General features: G+C 46.6%; 25 protein-coding genes, 2 rRNA genes and 2 other annotated features. All 27 genes read right to left on the bottom strand.

Going from position 1 to position 25558, the window contains the following annotated elements; all coding sequences use genetic code 11:
- Positions 1 to 68: 68 nt before the first annotated feature.
- Entirely contained in the window at positions 69 to 3596 is a 3528-nt protein-coding gene (rpoB, locus tag H615_RS0101075) for a DNA-directed RNA polymerase subunit beta (protein WP_027953431.1), read from the bottom strand.
- A 312-nt stretch (positions 3597 to 3908) separates the two neighbouring features.
- Complete coding sequence (locus H615_RS0101080) at positions 3909 to 4514, bottom strand: class I SAM-dependent methyltransferase (RefSeq protein WP_027953432.1); 606 nt, start codon at positions 4512 to 4514, stop codon at positions 3909 to 3911.
- Positions 4515 to 4616: 102 nt separating this feature from the next.
- Positions 4617 to 4982, bottom strand: coding sequence for a 50S ribosomal protein L7/L12 (gene rplL / locus H615_RS0101085; protein WP_027953433.1), 366 nt, complete (start codon positions 4980 to 4982; stop codon positions 4617 to 4619).
- A 49-nt stretch (positions 4983 to 5031) separates the two neighbouring features.
- Positions 5032 to 5532: a 50S ribosomal protein L10 gene (gene rplJ, locus H615_RS0101090; protein WP_027953434.1), complete on the bottom strand. Its 501-nt coding sequence runs from the start codon at positions 5530 to 5532 to the stop codon at positions 5032 to 5034.
- 45 nt (positions 5533 to 5577) lie between these two features.
- Positions 5578 to 5727 (bottom strand) — a sequence feature (ribosomal protein L10 leader region).
- A gap of 51 nt (positions 5728 to 5778) precedes the next feature.
- Positions 5779 to 6474: a 50S ribosomal protein L1 gene (gene rplA, locus H615_RS0101095; protein WP_027953435.1), complete on the bottom strand. Its 696-nt coding sequence runs from the start codon at positions 6472 to 6474 to the stop codon at positions 5779 to 5781.
- A gap of 115 nt (positions 6475 to 6589) precedes the next feature.
- Positions 6590 to 7015, bottom strand: a complete 426-nt coding sequence (rplK, locus tag H615_RS0101100) for a 50S ribosomal protein L11 (protein WP_027953436.1) — start codon at positions 7013 to 7015, stop codon at positions 6590 to 6592.
- Between the two features lie 151 nt (positions 7016 to 7166).
- Positions 7167 to 7703: a transcription termination/antitermination protein NusG gene (gene nusG / locus H615_RS0101105; protein ID WP_027953437.1), complete on the bottom strand. Its 537-nt coding sequence runs from the start codon at positions 7701 to 7703 to the stop codon at positions 7167 to 7169.
- A gap of 128 nt (positions 7704 to 7831) precedes the next feature.
- Complete coding sequence (gene secE, locus H615_RS0101110; protein WP_027953438.1) at positions 7832 to 8008, bottom strand: preprotein translocase subunit SecE; 177 nt, start codon at positions 8006 to 8008, stop codon at positions 7832 to 7834.
- Between the two features lie 39 nt (positions 8009 to 8047).
- The gene (gene rpmG, locus H615_RS21925) at positions 8048 to 8197 is read right to left on the bottom strand and encodes a 50S ribosomal protein L33 (RefSeq protein ID WP_084162932.1); all 150 of its coding nucleotides are present in this window, start codon (positions 8195 to 8197) and stop codon (positions 8048 to 8050) included.
- Between the two features lie 79 nt (positions 8198 to 8276).
- A complete protein-coding gene (gene sigH / locus H615_RS0101115; RefSeq protein WP_027953439.1) occupies positions 8277 to 8933 on the bottom strand; it encodes an RNA polymerase sporulation sigma factor SigH in 657 nt (218 codons plus the stop codon).
- Positions 8934 to 9014: 81 nt separating this feature from the next.
- Positions 9015 to 9524: an NYN domain-containing protein gene (locus H615_RS0101120; protein ID WP_027953440.1), complete on the bottom strand. Its 510-nt coding sequence runs from the start codon at positions 9522 to 9524 to the stop codon at positions 9015 to 9017.
- Positions 9525 to 9527: 3 nt separating this feature from the next.
- Positions 9528 to 10274, bottom strand: coding sequence for a 23S rRNA (guanosine(2251)-2'-O)-methyltransferase RlmB (rlmB, locus tag H615_RS0101125; protein WP_027953441.1), 747 nt, complete (start codon positions 10272 to 10274; stop codon positions 9528 to 9530).
- Positions 10271 to 10672, bottom strand: a complete 402-nt coding sequence (locus H615_RS0101130) for a Mini-ribonuclease 3 (protein ID WP_027953442.1) — start codon at positions 10670 to 10672, stop codon at positions 10271 to 10273. The genes rlmB and H615_RS0101130 overlap by 4 nt, the downstream gene beginning before the upstream one ends.
- A gap of 5 nt (positions 10673 to 10677) precedes the next feature.
- Positions 10678 to 12078, bottom strand: coding sequence for a cysteine--tRNA ligase (gene cysS, locus H615_RS0101135; protein WP_027953443.1), 1401 nt, complete (start codon positions 12076 to 12078; stop codon positions 10678 to 10680).
- A complete protein-coding gene (cysE, locus tag H615_RS0101140) occupies positions 12068 to 12727 on the bottom strand; it encodes a serine O-acetyltransferase (RefSeq protein ID WP_027953444.1) in 660 nt (219 codons plus the stop codon). The genes cysS and cysE overlap by 11 nt, the downstream gene beginning before the upstream one ends.
- A 57-nt stretch (positions 12728 to 12784) precedes the next feature.
- Positions 12785 to 13002 (bottom strand) — a binding site (T-box leader).
- Positions 13003 to 13046: 44 nt separating this feature from the next.
- Positions 13047 to 14516 carry a glutamate--tRNA ligase gene (gltX, locus tag H615_RS0101150; protein ID WP_027953445.1) on the bottom strand — a complete coding sequence of 490 codons (1470 nt, stop codon included), beginning with the start codon at positions 14514 to 14516 and terminating at the stop codon, positions 13047 to 13049.
- A 58-nt stretch (positions 14517 to 14574) separates the two neighbouring features.
- Positions 14575 to 15822 (bottom strand): bifunctional 2-C-methyl-D-erythritol 4-phosphate cytidylyltransferase/2-C-methyl-D-erythritol 2,4-cyclodiphosphate synthase, encoded by a 1248-nt coding sequence (locus H615_RS0101155; protein ID WP_342341469.1) that lies wholly within the window; start codon positions 15820 to 15822, stop codon positions 14575 to 14577.
- A gap of 44 nt (positions 15823 to 15866) precedes the next feature.
- Positions 15867 to 16967 carry a PIN/TRAM domain-containing protein gene (locus H615_RS0101160; protein WP_027953447.1) on the bottom strand — a complete coding sequence of 367 codons (1101 nt, stop codon included), beginning with the start codon at positions 16965 to 16967 and terminating at the stop codon, positions 15867 to 15869.
- A gap of 153 nt (positions 16968 to 17120) precedes the next feature.
- Positions 17121 to 18194: a DNA integrity scanning diadenylate cyclase DisA gene (disA, locus tag H615_RS0101165; RefSeq protein WP_027953448.1), complete on the bottom strand. Its 1074-nt coding sequence runs from the start codon at positions 18192 to 18194 to the stop codon at positions 17121 to 17123.
- Positions 18195 to 19574, bottom strand: a complete 1380-nt coding sequence (gene radA / locus H615_RS0101170; protein ID WP_027953449.1) for a DNA repair protein RadA — start codon at positions 19572 to 19574, stop codon at positions 18195 to 18197.
- A gap of 153 nt (positions 19575 to 19727) precedes the next feature.
- The gene (gene clpC, locus H615_RS0101175) at positions 19728 to 22190 is read right to left on the bottom strand and encodes an ATP-dependent protease ATP-binding subunit ClpC (protein WP_027953450.1); all 2463 of its coding nucleotides are present in this window, start codon (positions 22188 to 22190) and stop codon (positions 19728 to 19730) included.
- 18 nt (positions 22191 to 22208) lie between these two features.
- Positions 22209 to 23279 carry a protein-arginine kinase McsB gene (gene mcsB / locus H615_RS0101180; RefSeq protein WP_027953451.1) on the bottom strand — a complete coding sequence of 357 codons (1071 nt, stop codon included), beginning with the start codon at positions 23277 to 23279 and terminating at the stop codon, positions 22209 to 22211.
- Positions 23279 to 23827, bottom strand: a complete 549-nt coding sequence (gene mcsA / locus H615_RS0101185) for a protein-arginine kinase activator protein McsA (RefSeq protein ID WP_027953452.1) — start codon at positions 23825 to 23827, stop codon at positions 23279 to 23281. The genes mcsB and mcsA overlap by 1 nt, the downstream gene beginning before the upstream one ends.
- Before the next feature lie 18 nt (positions 23828 to 23845).
- Complete coding sequence (locus tag H615_RS0101190) at positions 23846 to 24310, bottom strand: CtsR family transcriptional regulator (RefSeq protein WP_027953453.1); 465 nt, start codon at positions 24308 to 24310, stop codon at positions 23846 to 23848.
- 167 nt (positions 24311 to 24477) lie between these two features.
- Positions 24478 to 25164, bottom strand: a complete 687-nt coding sequence (locus H615_RS0101195) for an MgtC/SapB family protein (protein ID WP_027953454.1) — start codon at positions 25162 to 25164, stop codon at positions 24478 to 24480.
- Between the two features lie 75 nt (positions 25165 to 25239).
- Positions 25240 to 25353: ribosomal RNA gene (rrf, locus tag H615_RS0101200) — 5S ribosomal RNA — on the bottom strand.
- Positions 25354 to 25431: 78 nt separating this feature from the next.
- Positions 25432 to 25558 (bottom strand): 23S ribosomal RNA (locus H615_RS0101205); the annotation flags it as partial.

Below are 25558 nucleotides of genomic sequence, written 5' to 3' on the forward strand. Positions count from 1 at the left end.
CCTACCTCCCTTTCAGTATCCAGGTTTTACCCTAAGCTTAGAACACGAGCGACAGCAGTGTTTCTAACTTAATCGTCTAAGTTCAAATTCTCGGATTCTTTGGTTTGCTCTTCCTCAATATCCCGCATCTCAATCTCTTCCTCATCACCGGAGAGAATCTTCACATCCATACCAAGACTTTGAAGTTCCTTGATAAGAACCTTGAAGGATTCCGGCACACCAGGTTCCGGTACGTTGTCACCTTTGACGATGGCTTCGTATGTTTTCACACGACCAACAACATCATCGGATTTAACTGTCAGGATTTCCTGCAGGGTATAGGCAGCACCATATGCTTCAAGTGCCCATACCTCCATCTCACCGAAACGCTGACCACCGAATTGGGCTTTACCACCAAGCGGCTGCTGGGTAACGAGAGAGTAAGGTCCAGTTGAACGGGCGTGGAGTTTATCATCAACCATGTGTGCCAGTTTGATCATGTACATGACACCAACAGATACACGGTTATCAAACGGATCTCCGGTACGTCCATCATACAGGATCGTTTTCGCATCACGAGCCATGCCTGCTTCCTGTAATGTTTCCCAAACATCTTCCTCGCGGGCACCATCAAAGACCGGGGTGGCGATTCTTTCACCCATCAAACGGGCGGCCATACCCATGTGCAGCTCCAGCACCTGACCGATGTTCATACGAGATGGTACACCAAGTGGGTTCAACATGATGTCAACCGGTGTTCCATCTGGAAGAAACGGCATGTCCTCTTCCGGAAGAATCTTGGAAATAACACCTTTGTTACCGTGACGTCCAGCCATCTTATCCCCTTCAGAAATCTTACGTTTCTGAACGATATAAACACGGATCAGCTGGTTAACTCCCGGTGGAAGCTCATCTCCGTCTTCACGGTTGAAGATTTTCACATCAAGAACGATACCACCAGCACCGTGAGGAACACGAAGAGACGTATCACGGACTTCACGAGCTTTTTCACCGAAGATGGCGTGAAGAAGGCGTTCTTCTGCAGACAGTTCTGTTACCCCTTTAGGTGTAACTTTACCGACAAGCAGATCTCCGTCACTGACCTCTGCTCCGACGCGGATAATTCCACGGTCATCCAGGTCACGAAGAGCATCTTCACCGACGTTAGGAATATCACGAGTGATTTCTTCAGGTCCAAGCTTCGTATCACGGGCTTCTGATTCATATTCTTCAATGTGGATGGATGTGTATACATCATCTTTAACAAGGCGCTCACTCATAATGATCGCATCCTCGTAGTTGTAACCATCCCATGTCATGAAGGCCACAAGCGGGTTCTGTCCAAGAGCCAGTTCACCCATATCCATGGATGGACCATCAGCAAGGATTTCCCCTTTTGTAACACGGTCACCTTTAGAAACGATCGGACGCTGGTTATAACAGCTTCCCTGGTTGGAACGGATGAATTTCTGAAGACGGTAACGGTCAAGATCTCCCTCAACCTCTTTGCCATCTACTTCAGAAATACGGCGGACGCGGACTTCTTTCGCTTCCACACGCTCAACAATTCCTTCGTGCTTACAAATAACGGCAGCACCGGAGTCTTTACCAGACACATATTCCATACCAGTACCAACAAGAGGCGCATCCGGCTTCAGCAATGGTACTGCTTGACGCTGCATGTTTGCACCCATTAGGGAACGGTTGGAGTCATCGTTCTCAAGGAATGGGATACAGGCTGTCGCAGCAGATACTACCTGCTTCGGAGATACGTCCATGTAGTCAAGGCGGTCACGGGCTACGACCGTGTTTTCCCCGCGGAAACGTGCGATAACTTCTTCATCTGTGAATCCACCGTCATCATCAAGCTTCGCGTTCGCCTGGGCAACCACGTAGTTATCTTCCTCATCGGCAGTCAGGTAGTCGATTTGAGCCGTTACTTTGTTTGTATCCGGATCGACACGACGGTATGGCGTTTCAATAAATCCGAACTCGTTCACTTTCGCATAGGAGGAAAGGGAGTTGATCAGCCCAATGTTTGGACCTTCCGGCGTTTCGATCGGACACATACGCCCGTAGTGGGAATAGTGTACGTCACGAACTTCAAATCCTGCACGTTCACGAGTTAAACCACCTGGTCCAAGAGCAGATAGACGGCGTTTGTGTGTCAATTCCGCAAGTGGGTTGGTCTGGTCCATGAACTGTGAAAGCTGCGAGCTTCCGAAGAACTCTTTAATAGACGCAATAACCGGACGGATGTTAATCAACTGCTGTGGTGTGATGGACGATGTATCCTGGATGGACATACGCTCACGAACGACACGCTCCATACGGGAAAGGCCAATACGGAACTGGTTCTGAAGAAGTTCACCTACAGAACGCAGACGACGGTTACCAAGGTGGTCAATATCGTCTGTCCCGCCTACATCATGCAGCAGGTTGAAGAAGTAACTGATTGAAGAAAGAATATCAGCAGGAGTAATGTTCTTCACATCACGGTCAATGTTGGCATTGCCGATAACGTTGATTGAACGCTCCCCTTCTGGATCAGTTGGGTCAACGATTTTCACAGACTGTACTTGGATCGGATCTTCAAGAACGCCTTCAACGGGTTCAAGCGTTTCTTCACTCAATGTACCTTCCTGATCATCGAAGTAAGGGATCAGTTTATTCAGGAGACGGCGGTCAATCTTATCGCCTTTTTCAGCGATGACTTCGCCTGTTTCCTCATCGACCAGCGTTTCCGCCAGTGTTTGATTGAACAAACGGTCCTTAATATGAAGCTTTTTATTCATTTTATATCGTCCAACGCGCGCTAGGTCGTAGCGTTTTGGATCGAAGAAACGGGAAACCAGCAAGCTTTTCGCATTTTCTACTGTAGGCGGCTCACCAGGGCGTAGACGCTCGTAGATTTCAAGCAGAGCTTTCTCTGTAGTCTCCGTATTATCTTTCTCAAGCGTGTTTTTCAAGTATTCGTTATCGCCGATAAGATCAATGATCTCCTGGTCGGTTCCGAATCCTAAAGCACGCAGCAGAACTGTAATCGGCAGCTTACGCGTACGGTCAATACGTACGTGTACGACATCTTTGGCATCTGTTTCAAATTCCAGCCACGCTCCGCGGTTTGGAATGACGGTTGCCGTATAGCCGCGTTTACCGTTTTTATCTATTTTCTTGTTAAAGTACACGCTTGGAGAGCGGACGAGCTGAGATACAATGACACGCTCAGCACCGTTGATTACGAAGGTACCGGTGTCTGTCATCAATGGGAAGTCACCCATGAAAACTTCCTGCTCTTTTACTTCACCTGTCTCGTTGTTTAGAAGGCGTACTTTCACTCGAAGCGGTGCGTTATATGTTACATCGCGATCCTTTGACTCATCGACTGGATACTTTGGTTCGCCAAGGCTGTAGTCTACGAATTCAAGCGATAGATTACCTGTGAAATCTTCAATCGGGGAAATGTCCTGGAACATTTCCTTCAAACCTTCTTTTAAGAACCAATCGTAAGAAGCGGTTTGGATTTCAATCAGGTTCGGTAATTCTAATACCTCACTGATACGTGCATAACTTCTGCGCTGGCGGTGTCGTCCATACTGAACTAGTTGACCTGTCAACTGATTCACCCCTCAAATCAAGCATTTTAATAACGAAAAAAGGGTCCGGCAAGACATGCCGAACAGGCTTGCGGTTGATCTTGCCACAAGCATATTTAAACATCTGCGGCAATTGCAGATGGTGATTCTTCATTTCTCTCTAACGTTAGACAAAAAAGAAAAAGGCTTTTCATACATTAAAAACCTCATTTACTTTCAGCGTTCGATTTTACCATTCTGACCACTCCGTAAGTTTTTTATACTATTTTGTAAAAAAGACTTGACAGATATCAGATATATTGGCATTTTTCAATACTAGCACAAGTGGGTTTGCTAGTCAATCTTTTTTGCTTTGAGAATGTAGTAACCTTTCTTTTTCAAAACGACCTCAGATGAACCGAACCATTCATCAAGTTTCTGCTTAGCAGATGGCGCCCCCTGCTTTTTCTGAATCACAACCCATAACTCTCCGCCTGGCAGCAGCGCTTCCGATGCTTCTTCAAACATCGCATGCACCACAGACTTACCGGCACGAATCGGAGGATTGGTTAATATAGCAGCAAACTTCCTGTCCCGGACACCCTGAAGGCGGTCGCTCTCCAGAATGGTTACATTATGAATGTGATTGGCAGCCGCATTCTTTCCCGCCAGATGGAGGGCCCGTTCGTTTACATCCACCATCACAAAACGACGGTCACTGAAAGCTTTAGCCAGAGACAACCCAATAGGGCCATACCCACATCCAAGATCAAGGATTTCCCCCTCCACTTCAGGAAGTTGAAATGCATCAATCAAGACCCTTGAGCCGTAATCCACTTCATTTTTGGAAAAGACGGCGTGATCTGTCGTGAAGGAAAATGGAAATCCCTTCAATTCGAAGGACCATGTTTTCTCCTCACTAGCCGTTGATGTCTTTTTTGAATAATAATGCTCCGACATATCCGAACACCTTCTCCATTGTCTGAATTTTAGAGAATAAAATGTCTATTAAGAAAAAGAAAGCCCGCCGATATATCAGCGAGCTTTTCTCCAAGGTTTTCCTTACTTAAGTTCGACAGTAGCGCCTGCTTCTTCAAGCTGAGATTTGATCTCTTCAGCTTCTTCTTTAGAAACGCCTTCTTTGATTGCGCTTGGAGCACCATCAACCATTTCTTTAGCGTCTTTAAGACCAGCACCAGTGATTTCGCGTACAGCTTTAACCACTTTGATCTTAGAAGAACCAGCAGATTCTAGTACTACATCAAATTCAGTTTGCTCTTCAGCAGCTTCTGCACCACCGGCAGGAGCACCAGCAGCAACTGGAGCTGCAGCAGATACACCAAATTCTTCTTCAATTGCTTTAACTAGGTCGTTAAGCTCAAGAACAGACATTTCTTTAATCGCTTCGATAATTTGTTCGTTAGACATGAGAAATTTCCTCCTTAGTTATGTTGGTTTATTTTAAACGAATGCTAACTTACGCACTTTCTTCTTCTTTTTGATCCGCGATTGCCTGTGTAGCATAAGCGAAGTTGCGGATTGGAGCTTGTAGTACGCTTAGGAACATAGATACAAGACCCTCGTAGTTTGGAAGGTTGGCAAGCTCTTTGATTTGCTCAAGAGTTGCGACCTGGCCTTCAACTACGCCACCTTTGATTTCAAGATCTTCATGATCTTTAGCGAAGTTGTTCAAGATTTTAGCAGGAGCTACCGCATCATCTGTGTGGAAAGCTATCGCTGTTGGTCCTTGTAACACTTCATCAAGGTCAGATAGTTCAACTTCTGCAGCCGCACGGCGAATCATTGTGTTTTTATGCACTTTGTATTCTACGCCGGCTTCACGAAGCTGATTACGAAGTTCAGTGACTTCAGCTACATCAAGACCGCGGTAATCTACTAATACAGCAGATTTACTGTTGCGGAACTTTTCAGCTAGATCAGATACAATCTGTTTCTTCTGTTCGATAATACCGCTCATCGTTCCACCTCCTATTGACTTTTCATCATACCGTTCGAAGGTTTTCTTAATAAAGAAAAACACCTCCACATAGACATGGAGGTGTTTTTCATAGAGCAGGGCAGATGGCGCTGCTCTATCTTATATCACACACCTCGGCAGGACTTTAAGCGGAAAAACCGCCCCTGCTGTCTACGGTATAACGTATTCTTTTTATACAACGCTACTTAGTATATAACACTAATAGCGGAAAGTCAACACTTTTTATTACTTCGTGTAAGCAGAAACGTCTACTTTGATTCCAGGACCCATTGTAGATGAAACAGCAGCGTTACGCATGTAAGTTCCCTTAGCAGCCTGCGGCTTCGCTTTAACCAACGCATCTGTAATCGCTGCGAAGTTTTCAGCAAGTTTCTCTTCATCGAAAGAAGATTTACCGATTGGAACGTGGATGTTTGCTGCTTTATCAACGCGGTATTCAACTTTACCAGCCTTGATTTCATTGACAGCTTTTTCAACTTCGAACGTTACCGTGCCGGTTTTAGGGTTTGGCATAAGACCTTTTGGTCCAAGTACACGACCAAGTTTACCAACTTCAGCCATCATGTCTGGAGTTGCAACAACCACATCAAAATCGAACCAGCCTTGGTTGATTTGGTTGATCAGGTCCTGCTCTCCTACGTAGTCTGCACCAGCCGCTTCTGCTTCTTTCGCTTTATCACCTTTAGCGAAAACAAGCACACGCTGGGATTTACCTGTACCGTGTGGAAGCACCATCGCGCCACGGATCTGCTGATCCGCTTTTTTAGGGTCTACACCCAGACGGAAAGCCGCTTCAACAGTTTCATCAAAGTTAGCTTTTGAAGTTTCTTTTACAAGCTTGATCGCCTCTTGTACATCGTAAGCTTTTGTACGGTCAACAAGTTTTTGAAGTTCTTGCTGCTTTTTCGTTTTTTTAGCCATTTCAATTTCCTCCTCTTGTGGTTTTAACGGATTTTCCTCCCACGAATAAAGGTTGCGAAAGAGTCACAAGCTCCATTTCCGCAACCTTCTCCTATCTCCATGTGACGCTGTGGGATTAGTCTTCGATTGTGATTCCCATGCTGCGCGCTGTACCTTCAACCATGCGCATAGCAGCTTCAACGTCAGCCGCATTTAAATCAGGCATTTTTGTTTCTGCGATTTCGCGAACTTGGTCACGTTTAACAGAAGCAACTTTGTTACGGTTTGGCTCACCGGAACCTGATTCGATACCAGCCGCTTTCTTAAGAAGAACAGCAGCAGGTGGAGTTTTAGTAACGAATGTAAATGAACGGTCCTCATATACCGTGATTTCAACCGGAATAATCGTACCCGCCTGTTCCTGTGTACGAGCGTTAAACTCTTTACAGAAACCCATGATATTGATACCTGCTTGACCTAGTGCCGGTCCTACTGGCGGCGCTGGGTTTGCTTTACCCGCAGGGATTTGAAGCTTAACTACGTTAATTACTTTTTTAGCCACGAGACACACCTCCTTAAAGTCCGTGATGTGGTAATAGGGATTCACCCTCCCACTCCATTGCAATATGCAAAAACCTGTATTTTACAGGGCGCATATAGAACATAAAAATTCTAGCATCTTTAACTCTAATATGCAAGGGGAGAGATGAATTTTATAATTTTTCGATTTGAGTAAAGTCCAACTCGACTGGTGTTTCACGTCCGAACATATTCACGTGGACTTTGACTTTCTGTTTGTCCGTGTCAATGTATTCGATCGTACCTGTGAAGTTGGCAAAAGGCCCATCTGTTACTGTAACACTTTCCTTCACCTCAAAGTCAACCTCTGCTTTCGGCTCTTCATTCATGCCCATCCGCTTAAGCACGGTTTCTACTTCCTCAGGGAGTAGAGGAATCGGCTTGGATCCTGAACCTGTGGAACCGACGAAACCAGTGACCCCTGGTGTATTACGAACAACATACCAGGAATCATCCGTCATCACCATTTCCGCAAGAACATAGCCTGGGAAAACCTTTTTCTTTGCGATTTTCTTCTTGCCGTTTTTGATCTCAGCTTCTTCGTCCTCCGGGACAAGGACACGGAAAATCTTATCTTCCATACCCATTGATTCCACGCGCTTTTCAAGGTTTGTCTTAACCTTATTCTCATAACCTGAGTACGTGTGCACTACATACCATCTTTTTTCCATAATCACAGGACAAGTGCTTGCCCTTCCCTCCCTTGTATTAGAGTGATGAAAATTTCTCCAACATGAAAAAACCCGCGGAACGGGTTTTTTGTAAGTCTATCTCCTATTATAGCATAAAATCCACTCTACTATTCTTGAGCAATGAGTTCAAGCACTTGGGAAATCCCAAGATCTACAATAGCAAAGAACACAGCTACGAAAGCGACCGTTCCGAGAACGGTGATGGTGTAACGTGTCAGTTCCTGACCCTTCGGCCAGCTTACCTTCTTCATCTCCCGAGCTACATTCTTGAAGAACTTAAACATGCTGCAATACCCCCAAACTTGCGCCATCCGGCTGCTTCTCTACTTTGTCTCCTGGTGCAACGTATGTTTCCCGCAGTTTTTGCAGAACTTCCGTACCTCGAGACGTTCAGATTGGTTGGAACGATTTGTATATGAACTATAATTTCGATTGAGACATTCTGTACAAGCTAATATCACTTTTTTCCGCATTTCCGTCGCCTCTCTTTATAAGAGGTTTACACATACTCATTTAATGTAGCATTCAAAGGTTACCGTGTCAATGCAGCGTTCAGAGGGTGATTTCACTCACTTCCAAATACTTTTCGAGCTTTCTCTTCACCCGCTGCAGTGCATTATCGATAGACTTCACGTGTCTGTCGAGCTCTATTGAAATTTCCTGATAGGAACGTCCATCCAAGTACAGCGTGAGAACCTTTCTTTCCAGATCGCTCAGCAGCTCGGACATCTTCTCTTCCATATCGGCGAATTTTTCTTTATTCACAATTAATTCCTGAGGGTCAATGGCTTTGGAACCGGCGATGACATCAAGCAGTGTCCGGTCCGACTCTTCATCGTAAATCGGCTTGTCCAAAGAAACGTAGGAGTTTAAAGGGATATGCTTCTGTCTGGTGGCGGTTTTAATGGCGGTGATAATCTGACGGGTGACGCACAGTTCTGCAAATGCTTTAAAAGACGAGAGTCTGCCTTCACGATAATCGCGGATCGCTTTGTAAAGGCCTATCATACCTTCCTGAACAATATCTTCCCTGTCTGCTCCAATAAGAAAGTAGGTTCGAGCCTTTGCGCGAACAAAATTCTTGTACTTATTGATCAAATAGTCAAGCGCCTGGACCTGTCCTTGATTGATCCTTTCAACGATCGCTTCATCATCAAGCTTGCTAAGATCCAACTCACTGCTGCTTTTCTCCGTTTGTAAGATGCTCACACAGGATCCCTCCGACCGTGCTACCTAAATATAGCAATATTATACAGTAAGCGCTTGAAAAGCGTCAACAAGTTGTCAGAATTATTTATCTCCTCGCCGCCATTTCTCAAAGATTTCCCGCATCTCTTTGTCGATGGGAATCTTGGACTGATACGGGTATAGATTGTGATTTTCTACATCTTTCTCAATCTGGTTTTCTATATTTCTCATTTCAATATAAAGTTCCCGGGCCGACTTCCGGAAAGCTCCCTGCCCGAAGATCGTCCGCTGCTCGGCATAATCCGATGTCGCCACATAGACTTGTGTGCGGACATCATTTAAATCACCGGCTAATTTTTCAATACGCTCATCAGCGGTTTCGTTTTCTTTTGTAAAGATGACTTCCACTTTGTAATTTTTGTGTTTTTTTTCAAGGCCGCGCACATGATAGGCGTCAAATACAATGATGATCCGGTCACCTGTATAGGATTGGTACTCGGCCATCATCTCAATTAATAGATCCCGGGCCTGCCCGAGATCCTTATCCCTTAATTTCACGAGTTCCGGCCAGGCTCCGATCATGTTATAGCCATCAACAATTAGTACAACCATCTGTTACTCACCCAGCGGATGCCGTTTGCGATGGACTTCATACATGAGGAGGGATGCGGCAACAGAAGCGTTCAAGGAGGTTACTCTGCCAGCCATCGGCAGACTGACGGTCCAGTCGCATTTGTCTTTGGTGAGACGACTCATTCCCCGGCCTTCACTTCCGATGACAAGGGCAATCGGCATACTGCCATCCAGCTGTCTGTAATCCTCCGTACCCTCTGCATCTGTGCCGACGACCCAGACGAACCGCTCCTTTAACTCATCAATGGTACGGGCAAGGTTCGTTACACGGGCGACAGGAATGTATTCAATCGCTCCTGTCGATGTTTTCGCCACGGTCGCCGTAAGAGCAACAGAGCGCCTTTTCGGAATGATCACTCCGTGAGCCCCTGCTGCATCTGCTGTCCGCAGAATCGATCCCAGATTATGAGGGTCTTCAATTTCATCACAGATGATGAAAAATGGTGCCTCTCCTTTTTCCTCAGCTTTAGCAAAAAGATCTTCAAGATCTGCATAATCGTAAGCGGCAACAGAAGCAGCCACCCCTTGGTGGTTTCCGTCCACGAGCTGGTCGATTTTCTTTTTCGGTACCTTCTGAACATTGACACCCTGTTCTTTAGCCAGCTGCTCCAGCTTTTTAAAAGCCTGGTACTGGAGTTGATCGGATACCATCACCTTGTTGATGGAGCGTCCGGCTCTCAGCGCTTCCTGCACCGGATTCTTTCCTATGATCCATTCTCCGTTTGTCATGAATGCTCGCTCCTTTCTTCTACGTGCTTAATGGAATAGTCGATCAGAGTTTCCAGTCTCTCGGTACGACCGGACAAATACAAAAAGCCAAGTACAGCTTCAAAAGCTGTGGAATAACGATAGGTCTGGACATTCGTGCTTTTCGGGACGGAGCCGGATTTGGCATTGCGCCCCCGGCGGAGCACCCCTTCTTCTTCCTCCGTCAAAAGTCTGTCCTCCTGCCAGGCTTGGACAACAGCAGCCTGCGATCCAGCTGATACAAACTGGACCGCCGCCTGATGAAGCTGCTGTGGTTTCACTTCTCCTTTTTCCAAAAGGTGATGCCTGACATACAATTCATATACGGAATCTCCCATATAGGCCAGGGCGAGACTCTTCATCTGTTTAACATCCTTCATGCTCTTCAGCCCCGCTTCCAGCGCGTTCCCTGTGATGTATCCTCCAGGATAATATCGCGGTCTTTCAACTCATCACGGATTTGGTCGGCACGCTCGAAGTTCCGGTCTTTCCTTGCTTGTTTACGCTCTTCAATTAAAGCATCGATTTCTTCATCAAGAAGGTCTGTTTCTTCTCCAATTTGAATGCCCAGCACACGCAGCAATTCCTCCAGCGTCTGTTCAAAGGCATCAAGCACATCGACATGTGTCTGACTTTCCTGAAGGTAAAGGTTGGCGGCCTTGGTCAGGTCGAAAATGACAGAAATTGCATTCGCTGTATTAAAGTCATCATCCATTTCTTTCATGAACTGCTCCTTGAATCCGTGTACCTTCTCCATCCACTCGTCACGATCTGCCTGCAGGCTCATCGCCGTTTCTTTACGGTGGCGGATGTTTTCATAAGCGTTCTGAATCCGTTCAAAGCTGCTCTTCGCGCCTTTCAATAATTCATCACTGAAATTGATCGGGTGACGGTACTGAACACTCAGCATGAAGAAGCGAATGACTTTTGGATCATGCTTTTTCACAAGATCATGAGCAAGAATAAAGTTTCCGAGGGATTTCGACATTTTTTCGTTGTCGATATTAATATACCCATTATGCATCCAGTAACGAGCAAAGGATTCTCCGTTATGGGCTTCAGACTGTGCTATTTCGTTTTCATGGTGGGGGAAGGTAAGGTCCTGTCCGCCTGCATGAATATCAATCGTATCACCAAGATACTTTTTCGCCATAGCCGAGCATTCTATATGCCAGCCCGGACGTCCGGTGCCCCAGGGACTATCCCACGTAATTTCACCCGGCTTTGCATTTTTCCAAAGGGTAAAATCAAGCGGATCTTCTTTCTTATCCCCTACCTCAATGCGCGATCCGGAACGAAGCTCATCGACGGATTGATGAGAAAGTTTCCCGTAATTATCAAAGGATCGGGTGCGGAAATAAACATCTCCGCCTGCTTCATAGGCATACCCTTTATCAACAAGTCCTTGAATGAAGCTGATGATTTCCTCCATGTTTTCTGTTACCCGGGGATGATCGACGGCTTCTTTAACTCCAAGGGCACCAACATCTTCCTTATAGGCATCAATAAACCGGTTGGCGATTTCTGTCACACCTTCGCCCATTTCGTTGGCCGCTTTAATCAATTTGTCATCCACATCAGTAAAATTGAGCACATAGTGCACATCATAGCCGCGGTATTCAAAATAACGGCGGACAGTATCGAAGACGATGGCCGGGCGCGCGTTTCCGATATGAATGTAGTTGTACACGGTGGGTCCGCACACATACATTTTCACCTTGCCTTCTTCAATGGGTGTAAATAGTTCTTTCTTACGCGTTAAAGTGTTATATACATTAATCGCCATTAGTCTTCACTCCTTCTTTCTCTTTCAGCTGATCACGCAGCTGCTGTAGTTCTTTTTCCAGATTGTTCAGCCGGTCATAAACCGGATCCGGCAGTTTATGGTGGTCGAGGTTTTTCTGGACTTTCCTGCCGTTCTGGATAACGACATGACCAGGGATCCCAACGACTGTGGAATTGTCCGGGACATCTTTCAACACGACAGACCCTGCCCCTACCTTGGAATTCTCTCCTATAGTGATGGACCCAAGAACCTTCGCTCCTGTAGCAACAAGGGAGTTATCGAGCAGCGTTGGGTGCCGCTTCCCTTTCTCCTTCCCAGTTCCCCCGAGGGTCACGCCTTGGAATATCGTCACGTTATCACCGATTTCGCACGTTTCCCCGATGACGACTCCCATGCCGTGGTCAATGAAAAAGCGGCTGCCGATCTTCGCGCCCGGATGAATTTCAATACCGGTTAAGAAGCGGCTCCACTGGGAAATCAGCCGGGCAGGAAAAAAGAATTTCCTTTTGTGAAACGCATGGGCCACCCGGTGGCCCCAGATGGCGTGGAGGCCGGAATAGGTAAGAATGACTTCAATGTAAGAACGAGCAGCAGGATCCTGATCAAACACCACATCCACATCTTCCTTGAACATTTTAAAAAGCCCCATACTTGCTCCCTCCTTTGAATAACACAAAGCAGAAAAAAAGCGTCCCTGTGCCATAAGCACAGAGACGCTTGACCGTGGTTCCACTCTGTTTGGGAAACATGAAATCCTTTCCCCTCTCGAGCCTTGATAACGGAAGGCAGCCGCTTCCGCCTACTAACATTCAGCGGAAGACTCCGAGGTGCATTTCAAGGAACTCTCTCCAAATCACTTCCAGCCAAAGGTGATTCTCTCTGCAGAAGAGTGGTTCCTTTACTTCTCCTCATCAACGTTTCGTATAGGTAACTCTACTATATGATATTATTTCCTTCCTGTGAACGATTTAAGCTTGTCCTTTGCTTAATACATCGTTCAGTCGGACCGTAACGGTATCAAGTCCAAGCAGATGAATCGCGTTAGGAAGCTCCGGACCGTGTGTCTGACCGGTTGTAGCGACACGGATCGGCATGAAGAGTTTCTTCCCTTTATGGCCGGTTTCCTTCTGCACCGCTTTAATTTGTGCCTTGATATTGGCCGGTGTGAACTCTTCCAATTGCTGAAGGTTCTTTTTGAACGTTTCAAGCACCTCTGGCACCTGCTCGCCCTGAAGCACTTCCATAGCTGCTTCATCATACTGAATTTCCTGCTTGAAGAAGAGCTCTGTCAATTCGACAATTTCCGCACCGTAGTTCAACTGCTCCTGATAAAGGCCGATGAGTTCCTTCACCCATTGGCGATCCTCATCACTCATGTCTTCCGATACACGGCCGGCTTCCACGAGGTGAGGAAGAGCCAGTTCAACGACCTGATCAAGGTCAGCAGCTTTAATATACTGGTTGTTCATCCATTTCAGCTTCGCTGCATCAAATACGGCCGGGGACGTGGAAAGGCGCTCGGCATCGAAAATATCGATCAGCTGATCCTTTGTAAAGATCTCCTCTTCACCTACAGGGGACCAGCCCAGCAGGGTGATGAAGTTGAAAAGCGCTTCAGGCATATACCCCAGATCGTTGTATTGGGAAATGAACTGAAGAATGTGCTCATCACGCTTACTCAATTTTTTACGGTCTTCGTTCAGGATCAACGTCATATGACCGAATTTCGGAGCTTCCCATCCAAATGCTTCATAAACCATCATCTGCTTTGGTGTGTTGGAAATGTGTTCTTCTCCGCGCAGCACGTGAGTGATTTTCATTAGATAATCATCGATGGCTACAGCAAAGTTGTAGGTCGGTGTACCGTTTTTCTTAACGATGACCCAGTCTCCAAAGTCGCTGGATTCAAACGTGATGTCTCCACGTACAATGTCGTTGAACGTGTACGTATGATTCTCCGGCACACGCAGGCGGATACTCGGCTCACGGCCTTCGGCTTCAAATTCCGCCATTTGTTCCTCTGTCAGGCTGCTGTGCGCTCCGGAATACTTAGGAGCCTCTCCGCGGGCCATCTGAGCCTCACGTTCCGCTTCCAGTTCTTCAGACGTCATATAGCACTTGTAGGCAAGTCCGCGCTCCATCAGCTCATCGACATATTTCTTGTAAATGTCCAGACGTTCCATCTGACGGTAAGGGCCGTACTCCCCACCAAGGTTCGGACTTTCTTCCCATTCAATCCCGAGCCATTTCAAATAATCCAGCTGGCTTTGCTCGCCGCCTTTTACATTCCGTTTTTCGTCTGTATCCTCGATACGAACGACCATTTTCCCTCCTGCATTTTTAGCAAACAGGTAATTGAACAGAGCTGTTCGGGCATTTCCGATATGAAGATACCCCGTTGGACTTGGTGCATACCGCACACGTACTTCGTTTGTCATAATTGTTCTCCTTTCCGGTAACCGGTCATAATCCTTGACTCATTTTATCATTTTTTGCTTAGGATTGTGGATTATTTTGCAACAGAACAACCGCCTGGGCCGCGATTCCTTCTTTTCGTCCGGCAAAACCAAGCTTCTCTGTTGTAGTCGCTTTGACATTGATGAGATCTTTTTCGGTCTGGAGTAGATCCGCAATGTTTTCTCTGATTTGTTCAATATAAGGGGCCATTTTCGGTGCCTGGGCAATCACGGTACAGTCCATATTCCCAAGCGTATATCCCTTTTTCTCGATGATCTTCCATACATGCTGGAGAAGACGGCCGGAGTCTGCATCCTTGAACTCCGGATCGGTATCCGGAAAATGTCTGCCGATATCTCCTTCTCCAACGGCTCCAAGACAAGCATCCGCGATGGTATGAAGCAGAACATCGGCATCCGAGTGTCCGAGGAGTCCTTTTTCATAAGGGATTTCAATTCCCCCGATGATGCATGGACGACCTTCTGTCAGCTGGTGCACATCAAAACCTTGTCCGATTCGAAACATTGAATGTGTCTCCTTTTCCTTTTGGTTATTCAAATAGGCTTCTGCCTTATGTAAGTCTTCAGGAGTTGTCAGCTTAATATTGTCATAACTTCCCTGGACGACTGCCACTTCTTTACCTGACTGTTCCACTAACGATGCATCATCTGTACCATAGTATCCACGTTCCTGCGCTTCTTCATGCGCTTTGGTAATCAGATCATACTGAAAAGCCTGCGGTGTCTGTGCAGCCCACAGTTTGTTACGGTCGAGGGTTGTAAGCGTCCTCCCCTCTTTCTGTTTAATCGTATCCGTGACCGGAACAGCCAGCAGCGCTGCCCCTTTTTCCACAGCTGCTTCTGCTAATTGATGTAGACTTTCCTCCATAACAAAAGGACGCGCCCCGTCATGGATCAGTACAGGGATGTCTTTCCTCTGCACGACAGAGAGTCCGGCATGTACACTGTCCTGCCGTTCTGCTCCTCCATTCACAGCCTTGATGGGTGTGGTTGAAGGAAAACGCTCAAGCAGTCTCTCCATCTGATCCTGCTCCTGTTTATTCGTAACGAGAATGATTTCCCCGCACCAGTCATCTTGTTCAAAGACAGCCAGAGTATGAAGGATCAGAGGTTTATCATTAATATTAATAAATTGTTTATTGTGACCTGCACCCATCCGCTTTCCTTGTCCGGCCGCAAGCACAATCGCTGTGTATTTTATCATAATAGCCACCTTGAGCGAGATAGTGTTGTGAAATTCCCCATAAAAGAACAAAAGCGATAACATACGCGTTATCACTTTTGTATTTCTCTATTTAGTTTATACCGTTTTTAAAGGGCTTTTTCAAGTGATTTAGGCTTTGCGAAAATCATACGGCCCGCTGATGTCTGAAGGACACTGGTGACCACAACTTCGATCGTCTTACCGATGAAGTCTTTGCCTTCCTCAACGACAATCATTGTTCCGTCATCCAGATAAGCGACACCCTGATTCTGTTCTTTCCCGTCTTTGATCACCTGGATGGTCATTTCCTCACCAGGTAGAACGACAGGCTTCACAGCATTTGCAAGATCATTGATGTTCAGCACCTGAACATTTTGAAACTCACAGACTTTATTTAAGTTGAAGTCGTTGGTCACGACAATACCATTCGTGACTTTAGCGAGTTTGACGAGCTTGCTGTCCACTTCCTGAATCTCTTCAAAGTCACCTTCATAGATCTCTACATTAACAGGAAGATCCTTCTGCAGTCGGTTCAGAATATCCAAACCTCTGCGTCCGCGGTTTCTTTTCAGTCCGTCAGAGGAATCGGCAATGTGCTGAAGTTCTTCAAGAACAAACTGAGGAATCACGATCGTCCCTTCCAAAAAGTGAGTTTCACAGATATCTGCGATTCTACCATCAATAATGACACTGGTATCAAGAATCTTCTGCTTTGGAATCAACGACTCATCCACAGCCGTACCGGAAGAGCCTTCCGCTTCCTCGTCCGCTTTTTTATCCTTTTTGGAAACAAGGTTCAAAAATTCATCTTTACGCTTAAACCCGACCTGAAAACCGAGGTAGCCAAGCAGAACGGTAAGAGCAATTGGTACGACCTGGTTGATGACCTGGATTTGAATATCCTGGACAAACACATTAATCAAATACGCGATCAGCAGCCCAACGATTAAACCTAAACTTCCGAACAGTAAATCAGCGACAGGTGCCCGGACAAGAGAATCCTCCACCCATCGAATGAAATCGACAATATAATCTACGATCCAGAATGTTAATAAAAATAAAATAAGTGCTCCTATTACAGCTCCCATGACAGCTTGAATCCAGGTCTGCCACGTAAGCCCCATGGTTGTAAACAGTTCAGGGAAATAGAGGTAACCGATGGTTCCGCCGGTAATAACAATAAATAACTGTACAATACGTTTAAGCACTTGTATTCACCTCCTCAAACACAGTATGACCAAACCTCACAACCATTAATCATATAAAAAGGAATGATGGTCTTAAACTTAGCACAACTTCCATTTTTAGTCAATGAGCAAAACATTCATCATACCATATTTATTTTAAATAAGTCAATGTTCTTATATATGACGGTCTACAAACAGTTGTTCCTGTATGCGGTCGAGTCCGTCTCTGATTTTTGCTGCCCGGATTTCTCCGACACCATCCACTTTGACAAGTTCTTTTGGAGAAGCCTGGATCAGATCATCCAGGGTGCTGAAACGCTGCACCAGGTGTTCAATAATTAAAAACGGAAGACGCGGGATTCGGCTGAGAATCCGGTAGCCTCGTGGATGAACCGCATCAGAAAGCTTCGTTCCCGTTGAATACCCCAGTAGTTTTAATACCTGCTCATCGGATAGAAGTTCCGGATTGGACACTTCCTGCATCTTCTTTAACATATAGTAGGGTTCATAATCCGGCCGGCGGCTGTAATCCTTCATGAGGAGCTCTGCCTCTTCCTCAATGTTGGAGACCAGTTCCGTGAGCTGGAGCTGGATCAGACGTCCTTCGATTCCAAGCTCATTCACATAGTTTAATATTTCTGTCTTTGTGCGGAGAACCATTTCAATCCGGTGTACAACCTGGACCACTTCGGAAAAGGAAACCATGTTCTCGAATTCCATGGCTCCAAGGTTGGTGACGCTTTGGTCGAGCACATTTTTATACTTTTCCAATGTCTGAATCGCTTGATTCGCCTTAGTCAGGATGACACCGATGTCTTTCAAGGAATAACGGAGCGACCCTTTATACAGCGTTATGACATTCCTCCGCTGGGAGATGGCAATCACAAGCGAACCTGTCTGCTTGGCCACCCGCTCAGCTGTCCGGTGACGCATCCCTGTTTCATTGGAGAGGATATCAGGGTTCGGCATTAACTGGGCATTCGCGTATAAAATTTTCGTACCTTCATCATTAAGGATGAGCGCTCCGTCCATTTTGGCGAGTTCATATAAGTGCGCCGGTGTGAAATCTGACTGGATGTGAAAACCACCATCCACGAGCTCCCGCATACCGTCTCCATAGCCCAGAACGATCAAGCCCCCCGTATTTGCACGGAGGACATTGTCAATGCCGTCCCTGAGTGGTGTCCCGGGAGCCACCAGCTTCAAAATGTCTCCAATTCCGTTTTCCTTGATTTCGTGCCATTCCATTTATGTGTCCCCCAATGTGACCTTCATAGCTTCCTGGACGGTGCTGACTCCGATCACTTCAATCTGGGAAGGCGGGGTCCAGCCATCCATGTTCTTTTTAGGAATGATGACCCGCTTGAAACCAAGCTTAGCCGCTTCCTGAACACGCTGTTCAATCCTTGCTACACGACGGATTTCGCCGGTCAGCCCCACTTCCCCTACAACGACATCATCCCCATTGGACGACTGGTTGCGGAAGCTTGAGGCAATGCTGATCGCCACGCCAAGGTCAATGGCGGGTTCATCCAGTTTGACACCACCGGCGACTTTGACATAAGCATCCTGGTTTTGGAGCAGAAGACCTGCCCGTTTCTCGAGAACCGCCATAAGCAGCGGCACCCGGCTGTTATCAAGTCCCGTCGCCATACGCCTCGGATTCCCGTAGGCCGTTGGTGAAATGAGGGCCTGGATTTCAACAAGCACGGGTCTCGTTCCTTCCATGGAAGCAACAACAATTGAACCGGCTGCCCCCTGGGACCGCTCCTCAAGAAAGATCTCCGAAGGGTTGAGCACTTCTTCAAGTCCTTTTTCCTTCATTTCGAATATACCCATTTCGTGCGTGCTTCCGAAGCGGTTTTTCACACTTCTCAAAATACGGAAGGTGTGATGGCGCTCCCCTTCAAAATAAAGGACGGCATCCACCATATGCTCCAGAAGCCGTGGGCCCGCGATGGATCCTTCTTTAGTAACATGCCCCACAATAAAAATCGGGATACCTTTGCTTTTGGCAATTCTCATTAACTGACTCGTACATTCCCTCACCTGGGAAACGCTCCCTGGAGCAGACGTGACATCCTCTTTGAATATCGTCTGTATCGAGTCAATGACGACGAACTTCGGATCGATCTGTTCAATCTGGTTCGTCACGTCCTGGAGATTCGTCTCAGACAGTACATAAAGCTCGTCAGATGTGATGCCTAAACGTTCCGCCCTCAGCTTCGTCTGCCGGGGAGATTCTTCCCCTGATATGTAGAGGACCGGAAAATCCTTATCAGCGATTTGTGCGGAAACCTGAAGGAGTAATGTTGACTTACCGATACCCGGGTCTCCCCCGATTAAAACTAAGGAGCCTGCTACAATACCGCCGCCGAGCACGCGGTTGAATTCAGGCATATCTGTCGGCAGCCGTGGTTCCTTCTGTGATTTGATCTGTGTAATTTTTTCAGGTTTTGCCGTTGCAGAAGTGGAACTGGTCTGGAAGACGTGACGGGAATTGGCAGCCGGAGCCGACATTTCCTCCACGAGCGTGTTCCATTGATGGCACGCAGGGCATTTCCCCATCCATTTCGGTGTTTCATATCCACATTCCTGGCAGACAAACTTTGTCTTTCTTTTTGCCAAGAGATCACCTCTTCTATTCCTATGAGTGTATACGAAAAAGATTGTGAGGAAGTTTCACAGTCTTATCATTTTTATTAAATGTTGTGATTCAAATCATACCGGAATAAGAAAAAAATCGGAAGGCAGACACCTTCCGATTCTTTACTCATGCAGTCAGCTTGTTGAAGACTCCTGCTGCGTATGAACGACGAAGTTCTTGTCATCGTCCAGATCAATTTTAACTTTTTGGCCTTTAGCGATGTTTTCCTTAAGAAGCTCTTCAGATAACAGATCCTCGACGTTTTTCTGGATGGAGCGTCGCAGTGGTCTTGCTCCATACTCCGGATCAAAGCCGGAATCTGCAATATAAGTGATTGCTGCGTCTGTAAGCGTAAAGTCGATTTCCTGCTCCAACAGGCGTTTTCTGAGCTCTTCAGCCATAAGAACAACAATGTCCTTCATGTGTTTCTTCTCAAGAGAATGGAAGACGATTGTCTCGTCGATACGGTTCAGGAATTCAGGACGGAAGGCTTTCTTCAAAGCATCCGTAACCTTGGACTTCATGTCCTTGTAATCCTGGTCCGCCTCTCCCATAGAGAATCCAACATATTTATTCTGCTTAAGCTCCTGGGCTCCAACGTTGGATGTCATAATCAGCACCGTATTACGGAAATCAACGACACGGCCCTTGGAATCTGTCAAACGACCATCTTCCAGAACCTGGAGAAGGATGTTGAAGACTTCCGGGTGTGCCTTTTCAATTTCATCCAGCAGAACGACGGAGTAAGGCTTGTTACGCACTTTCTCAGTCAGCTGGCCGCCTTCTTCGTAGCCGACATAACCTGGAGGAGATCCGACCAGACGGGACGTGCTGTGTTTTTCCATGTACTCGGACATGTCGATACGGATCATGGCATCTTCCTCGCCGAACATGCTTTCTGCAAGGGCGCGGGCGAGTTCTGTTTTACCGACACCTGTAGGTCCAAGGAAAATGAAGGAACCGATTGGACGCTTCGGATCTTTCAAACCGGCACGGGCACGGCGGATCGCCTTGGAAATGGCCTTCACGGCTTCTTCCTGACCAATGACACGGTTGTGAAGCGTATCTTCAAGATTCAACAGGCGCTCACTTTCATCTTTCGTCATCTTGGAAACAGGAACGCCGGTCCAAACAGAAACGACGGCTGCGATATCTTCAACAGTTACCTCAGAGTCTTCCTGTCCCTGCTTTTCCTTCCATTCGTCTTTCGTCTGCTCCAGTTCATCACGAAGGCGCTGCTCGCTGTCACGCAGGGAAGCGGCCTTTTCGAATTCCTGGCTTTGTACCGCTGCATCTTTCTCCTTGCGAACTTCCTCCAGCTTCTGTTCGAGCTCTTTTAAGTTCGGTGGAGCCGTGTAGGAACGCAGCCGCACTTTGGATGCTGCTTCATCAATCAAATCAATCGCTTTATCCGGAAGGAACCGGTCGGTGATGTAACGATCGGAAAAACGGACGGCAGAATCAATGGATTCATCTGTAATCGTTACACGGTGGTGCGCTTCATAGCGGTCACGCAGTCCTTGAAGGATCTGTACAGACTCATCAAGCGTCGGCTCATCCACCTGAATCGGCTGGAAACGGCGCTCAAGAGCTGCATCCTTTTCAATGTACTTACGGTACTCATCAAGTGTCGTAGCTCCGATACACTGCAGCTCACCACGGGCAAGCGACGGTTTAAGGATGTTGGAAGCGTCAATGGCACCTTCAGCACCACCGGCGCCGATCAGCGTGTGAAGCTCATCAATGAATAAAATGATATTGCCCGCCTGACGGATTTCCTCCATCACTTTTTTCAGACGGTCTTCAAATTCACCGCGGTATTTCGTACCAGCGACAACGGTTCCCATATCAAGCGTCATGACGCGTTTTTCACGAAGGATTTCGGGCACCTCGTTATTCATGATCTGCTGGGCAAGACCTTCAGCGATAGCGGTCTTACCAACACCAGGCTCACCTACAAGAACAGGGTTGTTCTTCGTACGGCGGCTTAATACTTGAATCACGCGCTCAATTTCCTTGCTGCGGCCGATGACCGGATCAATATTCCCTTCCTTGGCAATAGCCGTTAAGTCACGGGCAAGGGAGTCAAGGGTCGGTGTATTCGCATTCGCCGCCTGAGCTCCTGAGCCGCCGCCTCTGCGGTTCTGACCGCCGGTGGACTCATTGTTCCCAAGCAGTTGAAGAACCTGCTGACGGGCTTTATTCAAGCTTACACCAAGGTTGTTCAATACGCGGGCCGCAACTCCTTCTCCTTCGCGGATCAAACCGAGAAGAATGTGTTCGGTTCCGACATAGGAATGACCAAGCTTGCGTGCTTCATCCATGGAAAGCTCAATCACCTTTTTCGCACGCGGCGTATAGTGAATCGTCTGGGATACTTTCTCTCCCTTGCCGATTAACTTCTCGACTTCCTGCTGAATTTTAGAGGATTCCAGACCTAAAGCCGTTAAAGCTTTGGCTGCAATGCCTTCCCCTTCACTGACAAGTCCAAGCAAAATGTGTTCTGTTCCAATATTGTTGTGTCCTAAACGGACGGCTTCTTCCTGCGCTAAAGCAAGTACTTTCTGTGCTCTTTCTGTAAATCGCCCAAACATCATGGACATTCCCTCCTAACATTATTCTTTATGCTCAAGCTGGAGCCTCTCACGGATAAGCGAAGCTCTCCTTACATCCCTCTCATCAGGGGATAACGATGTTTCAGCGTATTGCTGAAGGAAGCCCGGCTGGGTCAAAATCACCAATTCATTCAAAATGGTTCTTGGAATATGATCAATGAGCCCAAGATCGATACCGAGCCGCAGGTCGGACAGACATTTCGCCGCCTCTTTCGATTCGATGATGCGGCTGTTTGTTAACACCCCGTACGACCGGAAAATTCGATCCTCCAGACGGATACTGGAGCGGTGCATCAACGTCTCTCTTGCTTTCCTCTCCTGGTCGATCAGCTGCTTCACGACACTATGGAGATCTTCCACAATGTCCTCCTCCGACTTTCCGAGAGTAATCTGGTTGGATATTTGAAAAATGCTGCCCAGTGCTTCACTGCCTTCCCCGTAAATGCCTCTTACCACCAGACCCAGCTGGTTAATCGCCGGAATCATCCGGTTGATCTGCTGGGTCATCGATAAAGCAGGGAGGTGCATCATTACGGAAGCCCTCATCCCCGTACCTACGTTTGTAGGACAGGCGGTAAGATATCCTCGGTTTTCATCAAAGGCATAATCTACTTTTTCCTCGAGCCAGTCATCAAGCTGACTCGCCTGTTCCAGTGCTTTATCAAGCTGAAAACCCGGGAAATATAATTGTATGCGTACATGGTCTTCTTCATTAACCATGATGGAGACCTGTTCATTTTGAGAAATCAGTGTGGCTGAGTTTTCTGAGTGCTCAGCAAGGTGAGGGCTGATTAAGTGCTTTTCTACAAGCACCCTTTTCTCAACAGGTTGAAGGTCCCGCATCCGGACCAATTCAAAATCCTTATAGTCCCGGAAAGACGTCTGCTGAAAATTTTCTTCAAAATAAGCCAGGACCTTACTTAACGTGTCCTCCTTTGCGATGATAGGGAAAGGATGTTCTGCAAAATTCCGGGCGAGGCGTATGCGGCTGCTCATCACAATATCGCTGTCCGGTCCCTCCTGTTTCATCCATGGGCTGATGGCTTCATTGATAAACTGCTTCAGGGACATTACTCTTCACCACCCTCATCCTGATGAAGTTCGTTCTCTAATGAACGTATCTTATCTCTACATTTCGCTGCTTCTTCAAATTCTTCCTGCTCGATTAATTGTCGAAGATTAATTTTATATTCTTCGATTTCTTTTTTCAGATGAAGGTTTCCGCCTTCTCTCTTTGGAATCTTCCCATCATGACGGGTATTCCCGCTGTGGACACGTCTTAAAATCGGGTTAAGCCGATCATCAAATGTTTCATAACAGACGGCACAGCCGAATTTGCCGATTCTGGCAAATTCGTTATAAGTAAGTCCGCAGTTCGGACATTTTAGAGTTTCTTTTTTAGGATACGTTTGAGGACTCTGCCCCTTAAATGGAGAAGGGCCCTCAGAATGAAAAAGACCGGAAAGCAGATCGTTCAGCGAAAATTTTTCTTCACCATAATTCATATAGCCATTTTCCTTTGCACACTGTTCACAGACGTGAATCTCTGTCTTCTGACCATTCACAACCTGGGTCAGATGCACCGTTGCCGGGCGCTGATGACACTCCTGGCATTCCATCTGAACCTCTCCCTTCCGTCAGCATTTGTATTTAAGGGTAAATAACATCGCCTTCATAATCCGCGATCGAATTTCATCCCGGACAGGCAGAGGGAAAGCCAGCACATCCCGGTCAATGACACTCTGGAGAAGTTTCCCTTCTCTTAACGTAATCACATCAAATTCTACGAGACGCGCAAGAACGTCCTCCGCCTGAGACTGAGAGACACGAGGGTGAATGAGGTGCATCACATCTTCGATCATTTCAGAATCCTTGCGATGCTGGATCCGGCTGATGCGGATATACCCTCCACCTCCACGTTTACTTTCTACGATATAACCCTTTTCCACTGTAAAACGTGTCTTAATCACATAATTGATTTGAGATGGAACACACTGAAACCTTTCCGCCAGTTCGCTTCGCTTAATTTCAATGATCTGCTTTTGACTTTGATCCAGTATACCTTTTAAATAATCCTCAATGACATCGGATATGTTCCGCATCGCCCCTCCCCCTTCTTCTGACTTTGACTATCTTTGACTTTAATTTTATTATACTCAAATTTTATCCGTACGCAACTATCTTGTTTGTTTGATACACACCATCTATGTTTCCCCGATTGAACTTGAATTAAAACAAAAAATCTACACAGATGTCTGTGTAGATTTCATTACCGATCATGACCGCAGCCTTCCACTCCATCAATAGATGTAATCTCCGCCAGCAGCTTTGAACGATCGAGCCCGGGCTTTTTTTCAATCTGAACGATCACTCTCTTCTGCTCCCCATCAAGAGCCGTTACATCCAAACTACGGATGTCCACGTCCTCCTGTTCAAACAAAGAAAGCAGCTGATGAATCTGCAGATCTTTTTTAATTGTAATGTGGTACGTAGGGCCGCCGTTTAATTTCTCTTTTTCTACTTTGTTTAAAAGGATCAGACTGATCAGCACAAACAGCGTGGTTACTGTCGCAACATCGTACATTCCCGCTCCAACAACGAGACCGATCCCAGCCACCGTCCAAATAGAGGCAGCTGTTGTCAGCCCCCGGATGGTCATGCCGTTGACGATGATCGTACCCGCTCCCAAAAAGCCGATGCCACTGATCACATAAGATGGAATACGGGCAGGATCAAAGCGCACATGATCATATTCCTCTATGAACGCTTGAAATCCATATAAAGAAAGGAGCATCATCATACAGGCGCCCACCCCCACAAGGATATGTGTCCGGAATCCAGCGGAATGGTTTTTCAATTCCCTCTCAAAACCAATGAGTCCTGCTAATAGTAATGCGAAAAATAATCGAAAGATGAACATAAGTATATCTTCATGGAAAAAGTAGGACCAACTCATGGATAACCTCCTTTTTTAAACAATATATTCTTAATAGAAAAAAACCAGAAGTATTTACTTCTGGTTTTCTGGTTGACGTGGCAGCGTCCTACTCTCACGGGGGTAAACCCGACTACCATCGGCGCTGAAGAGCTTAACTACTGTGTTCGGCATGGGAACAGGTGTGACCTCTTCGCCTTCACCACCACATCAATATAAAGTTTGAGGTGAACCCTCAAAACTGGATAAGGAAACAACTATTGATTAAACATCATTCACGAAGTATATATAGATAAGTCATCGATCCATTAGTATCCGTCAGCTCCACGTGTCACCACGCTTCCACCTCGGACCTATCAACCTCATCGTCTCTGAGGGATCTTATCTGCTCGAAGCAGAGGGAAATCTCATCTCA

Source organism: Halobacillus kuroshimensis DSM 18393 (assembly GCF_000425705.1).
GTDB lineage: Bacteria > Bacillota > Bacilli > Bacillales > Halobacillaceae > Halobacillus > Halobacillus kuroshimensis.

What these genes read in the sequence shown, in the direction of transcription:
- disA (WP_027953448.1), bottom strand. Translation starts at nt 18,194, where the DNA reads ATGGAATGGCACGAAATCAAGGAAAACGGAATTGGAGACATTTTGAAG.
- H615_RS0101190 (WP_027953453.1), bottom strand. Translation starts at nt 24,310, where the DNA reads ATGCGGAACATATCCGATGTCATTGAGGATTATTTAAAAGGTATACTG.
- rlmB (WP_027953441.1), bottom strand. Translation starts at nt 10,274, where the DNA reads ATGACAAACGGAGAATGGATCATAGGAAAGAATCCGGTGCAGGAAGCG.
- secE (WP_027953438.1), bottom strand. Translation starts at nt 8,008, where the DNA reads ATGTTTAAGTTCTTCAAGAATGTAGCTCGGGAGATGAAGAAGGTAAGC.
- cysS (WP_027953443.1), bottom strand. Translation starts at nt 12,078, where the DNA reads ATGGCGATTAATGTATATAACACTTTAACGCGTAAGAAAGAACTATTT.
- rplL (WP_027953433.1), bottom strand. Translation starts at nt 4,982, where the DNA reads ATGTCTAACGAACAAATTATCGAAGCGATTAAAGAAATGTCTGTTCTT.
- H615_RS0101155 (WP_342341469.1), bottom strand. Translation starts at nt 15,822, where the DNA reads ATGTTATCGCTTTTGTTCTTTTATGGGGAATTTCACAACACTATCTCG.
- H615_RS0101080 (WP_027953432.1), bottom strand. Translation starts at nt 4,514, where the DNA reads ATGTCGGAGCATTATTATTCAAAAAAGACATCAACGGCTAGTGAGGAG.
- H615_RS0101130 (WP_027953442.1), bottom strand. Translation starts at nt 10,672, where the DNA reads ATGAAGGATGTTAAACAGATGAAGAGTCTCGCCCTGGCCTATATGGGA.
- rplA (WP_027953435.1), bottom strand. Translation starts at nt 6,474, where the DNA reads ATGGCTAAAAAAACGAAAAAGCAGCAAGAACTTCAAAAACTTGTTGAC.
- H615_RS0101195 (WP_027953454.1), bottom strand. Translation starts at nt 25,164, where the DNA reads ATGAGTTGGTCCTACTTTTTCCATGAAGATATACTTATGTTCATCTTT.
- nusG (WP_027953437.1), bottom strand. Translation starts at nt 7,703, where the DNA reads ATGGAAAAAAGATGGTATGTAGTGCACACGTACTCAGGTTATGAGAAT.
- H615_RS0101120 (WP_027953440.1), bottom strand. Translation starts at nt 9,524, where the DNA reads ATGGTTGTACTAATTGTTGATGGCTATAACATGATCGGAGCCTGGCCG.
- rplJ (WP_027953434.1), bottom strand. Translation starts at nt 5,532, where the DNA reads ATGAGCGGTATTATCGAACAGAAGAAACAGATTGTATCTGATCTAGCT.
- mcsA (WP_027953452.1), bottom strand. Translation starts at nt 23,827, where the DNA reads ATGGAATGCCAGGAGTGTCATCAGCGCCCGGCAACGGTGCATCTGACC.
- gltX (WP_027953445.1), bottom strand. Translation starts at nt 14,516, where the DNA reads ATGACAAACGAAGTACGTGTGCGGTATGCACCAAGTCCAACGGGGTAT.
- mcsB (WP_027953451.1), bottom strand. Translation starts at nt 23,279, where the DNA reads ATGTCCCTGAAGCAGTTTATCAATGAAGCCATCAGCCCATGGATGAAA.
- clpC (WP_027953450.1), bottom strand. Translation starts at nt 22,190, where the DNA reads ATGATGTTTGGGCGATTTACAGAAAGAGCACAGAAAGTACTTGCTTTA.
- cysE (WP_027953444.1), bottom strand. Translation starts at nt 12,727, where the DNA reads ATGGGGCTTTTTAAAATGTTCAAGGAAGATGTGGATGTGGTGTTTGAT.
- rpmG (WP_084162932.1), bottom strand. Translation starts at nt 8,197, where the DNA reads ATGCGGAAAAAAGTGATATTAGCTTGTACAGAATGTCTCAATCGAAAT.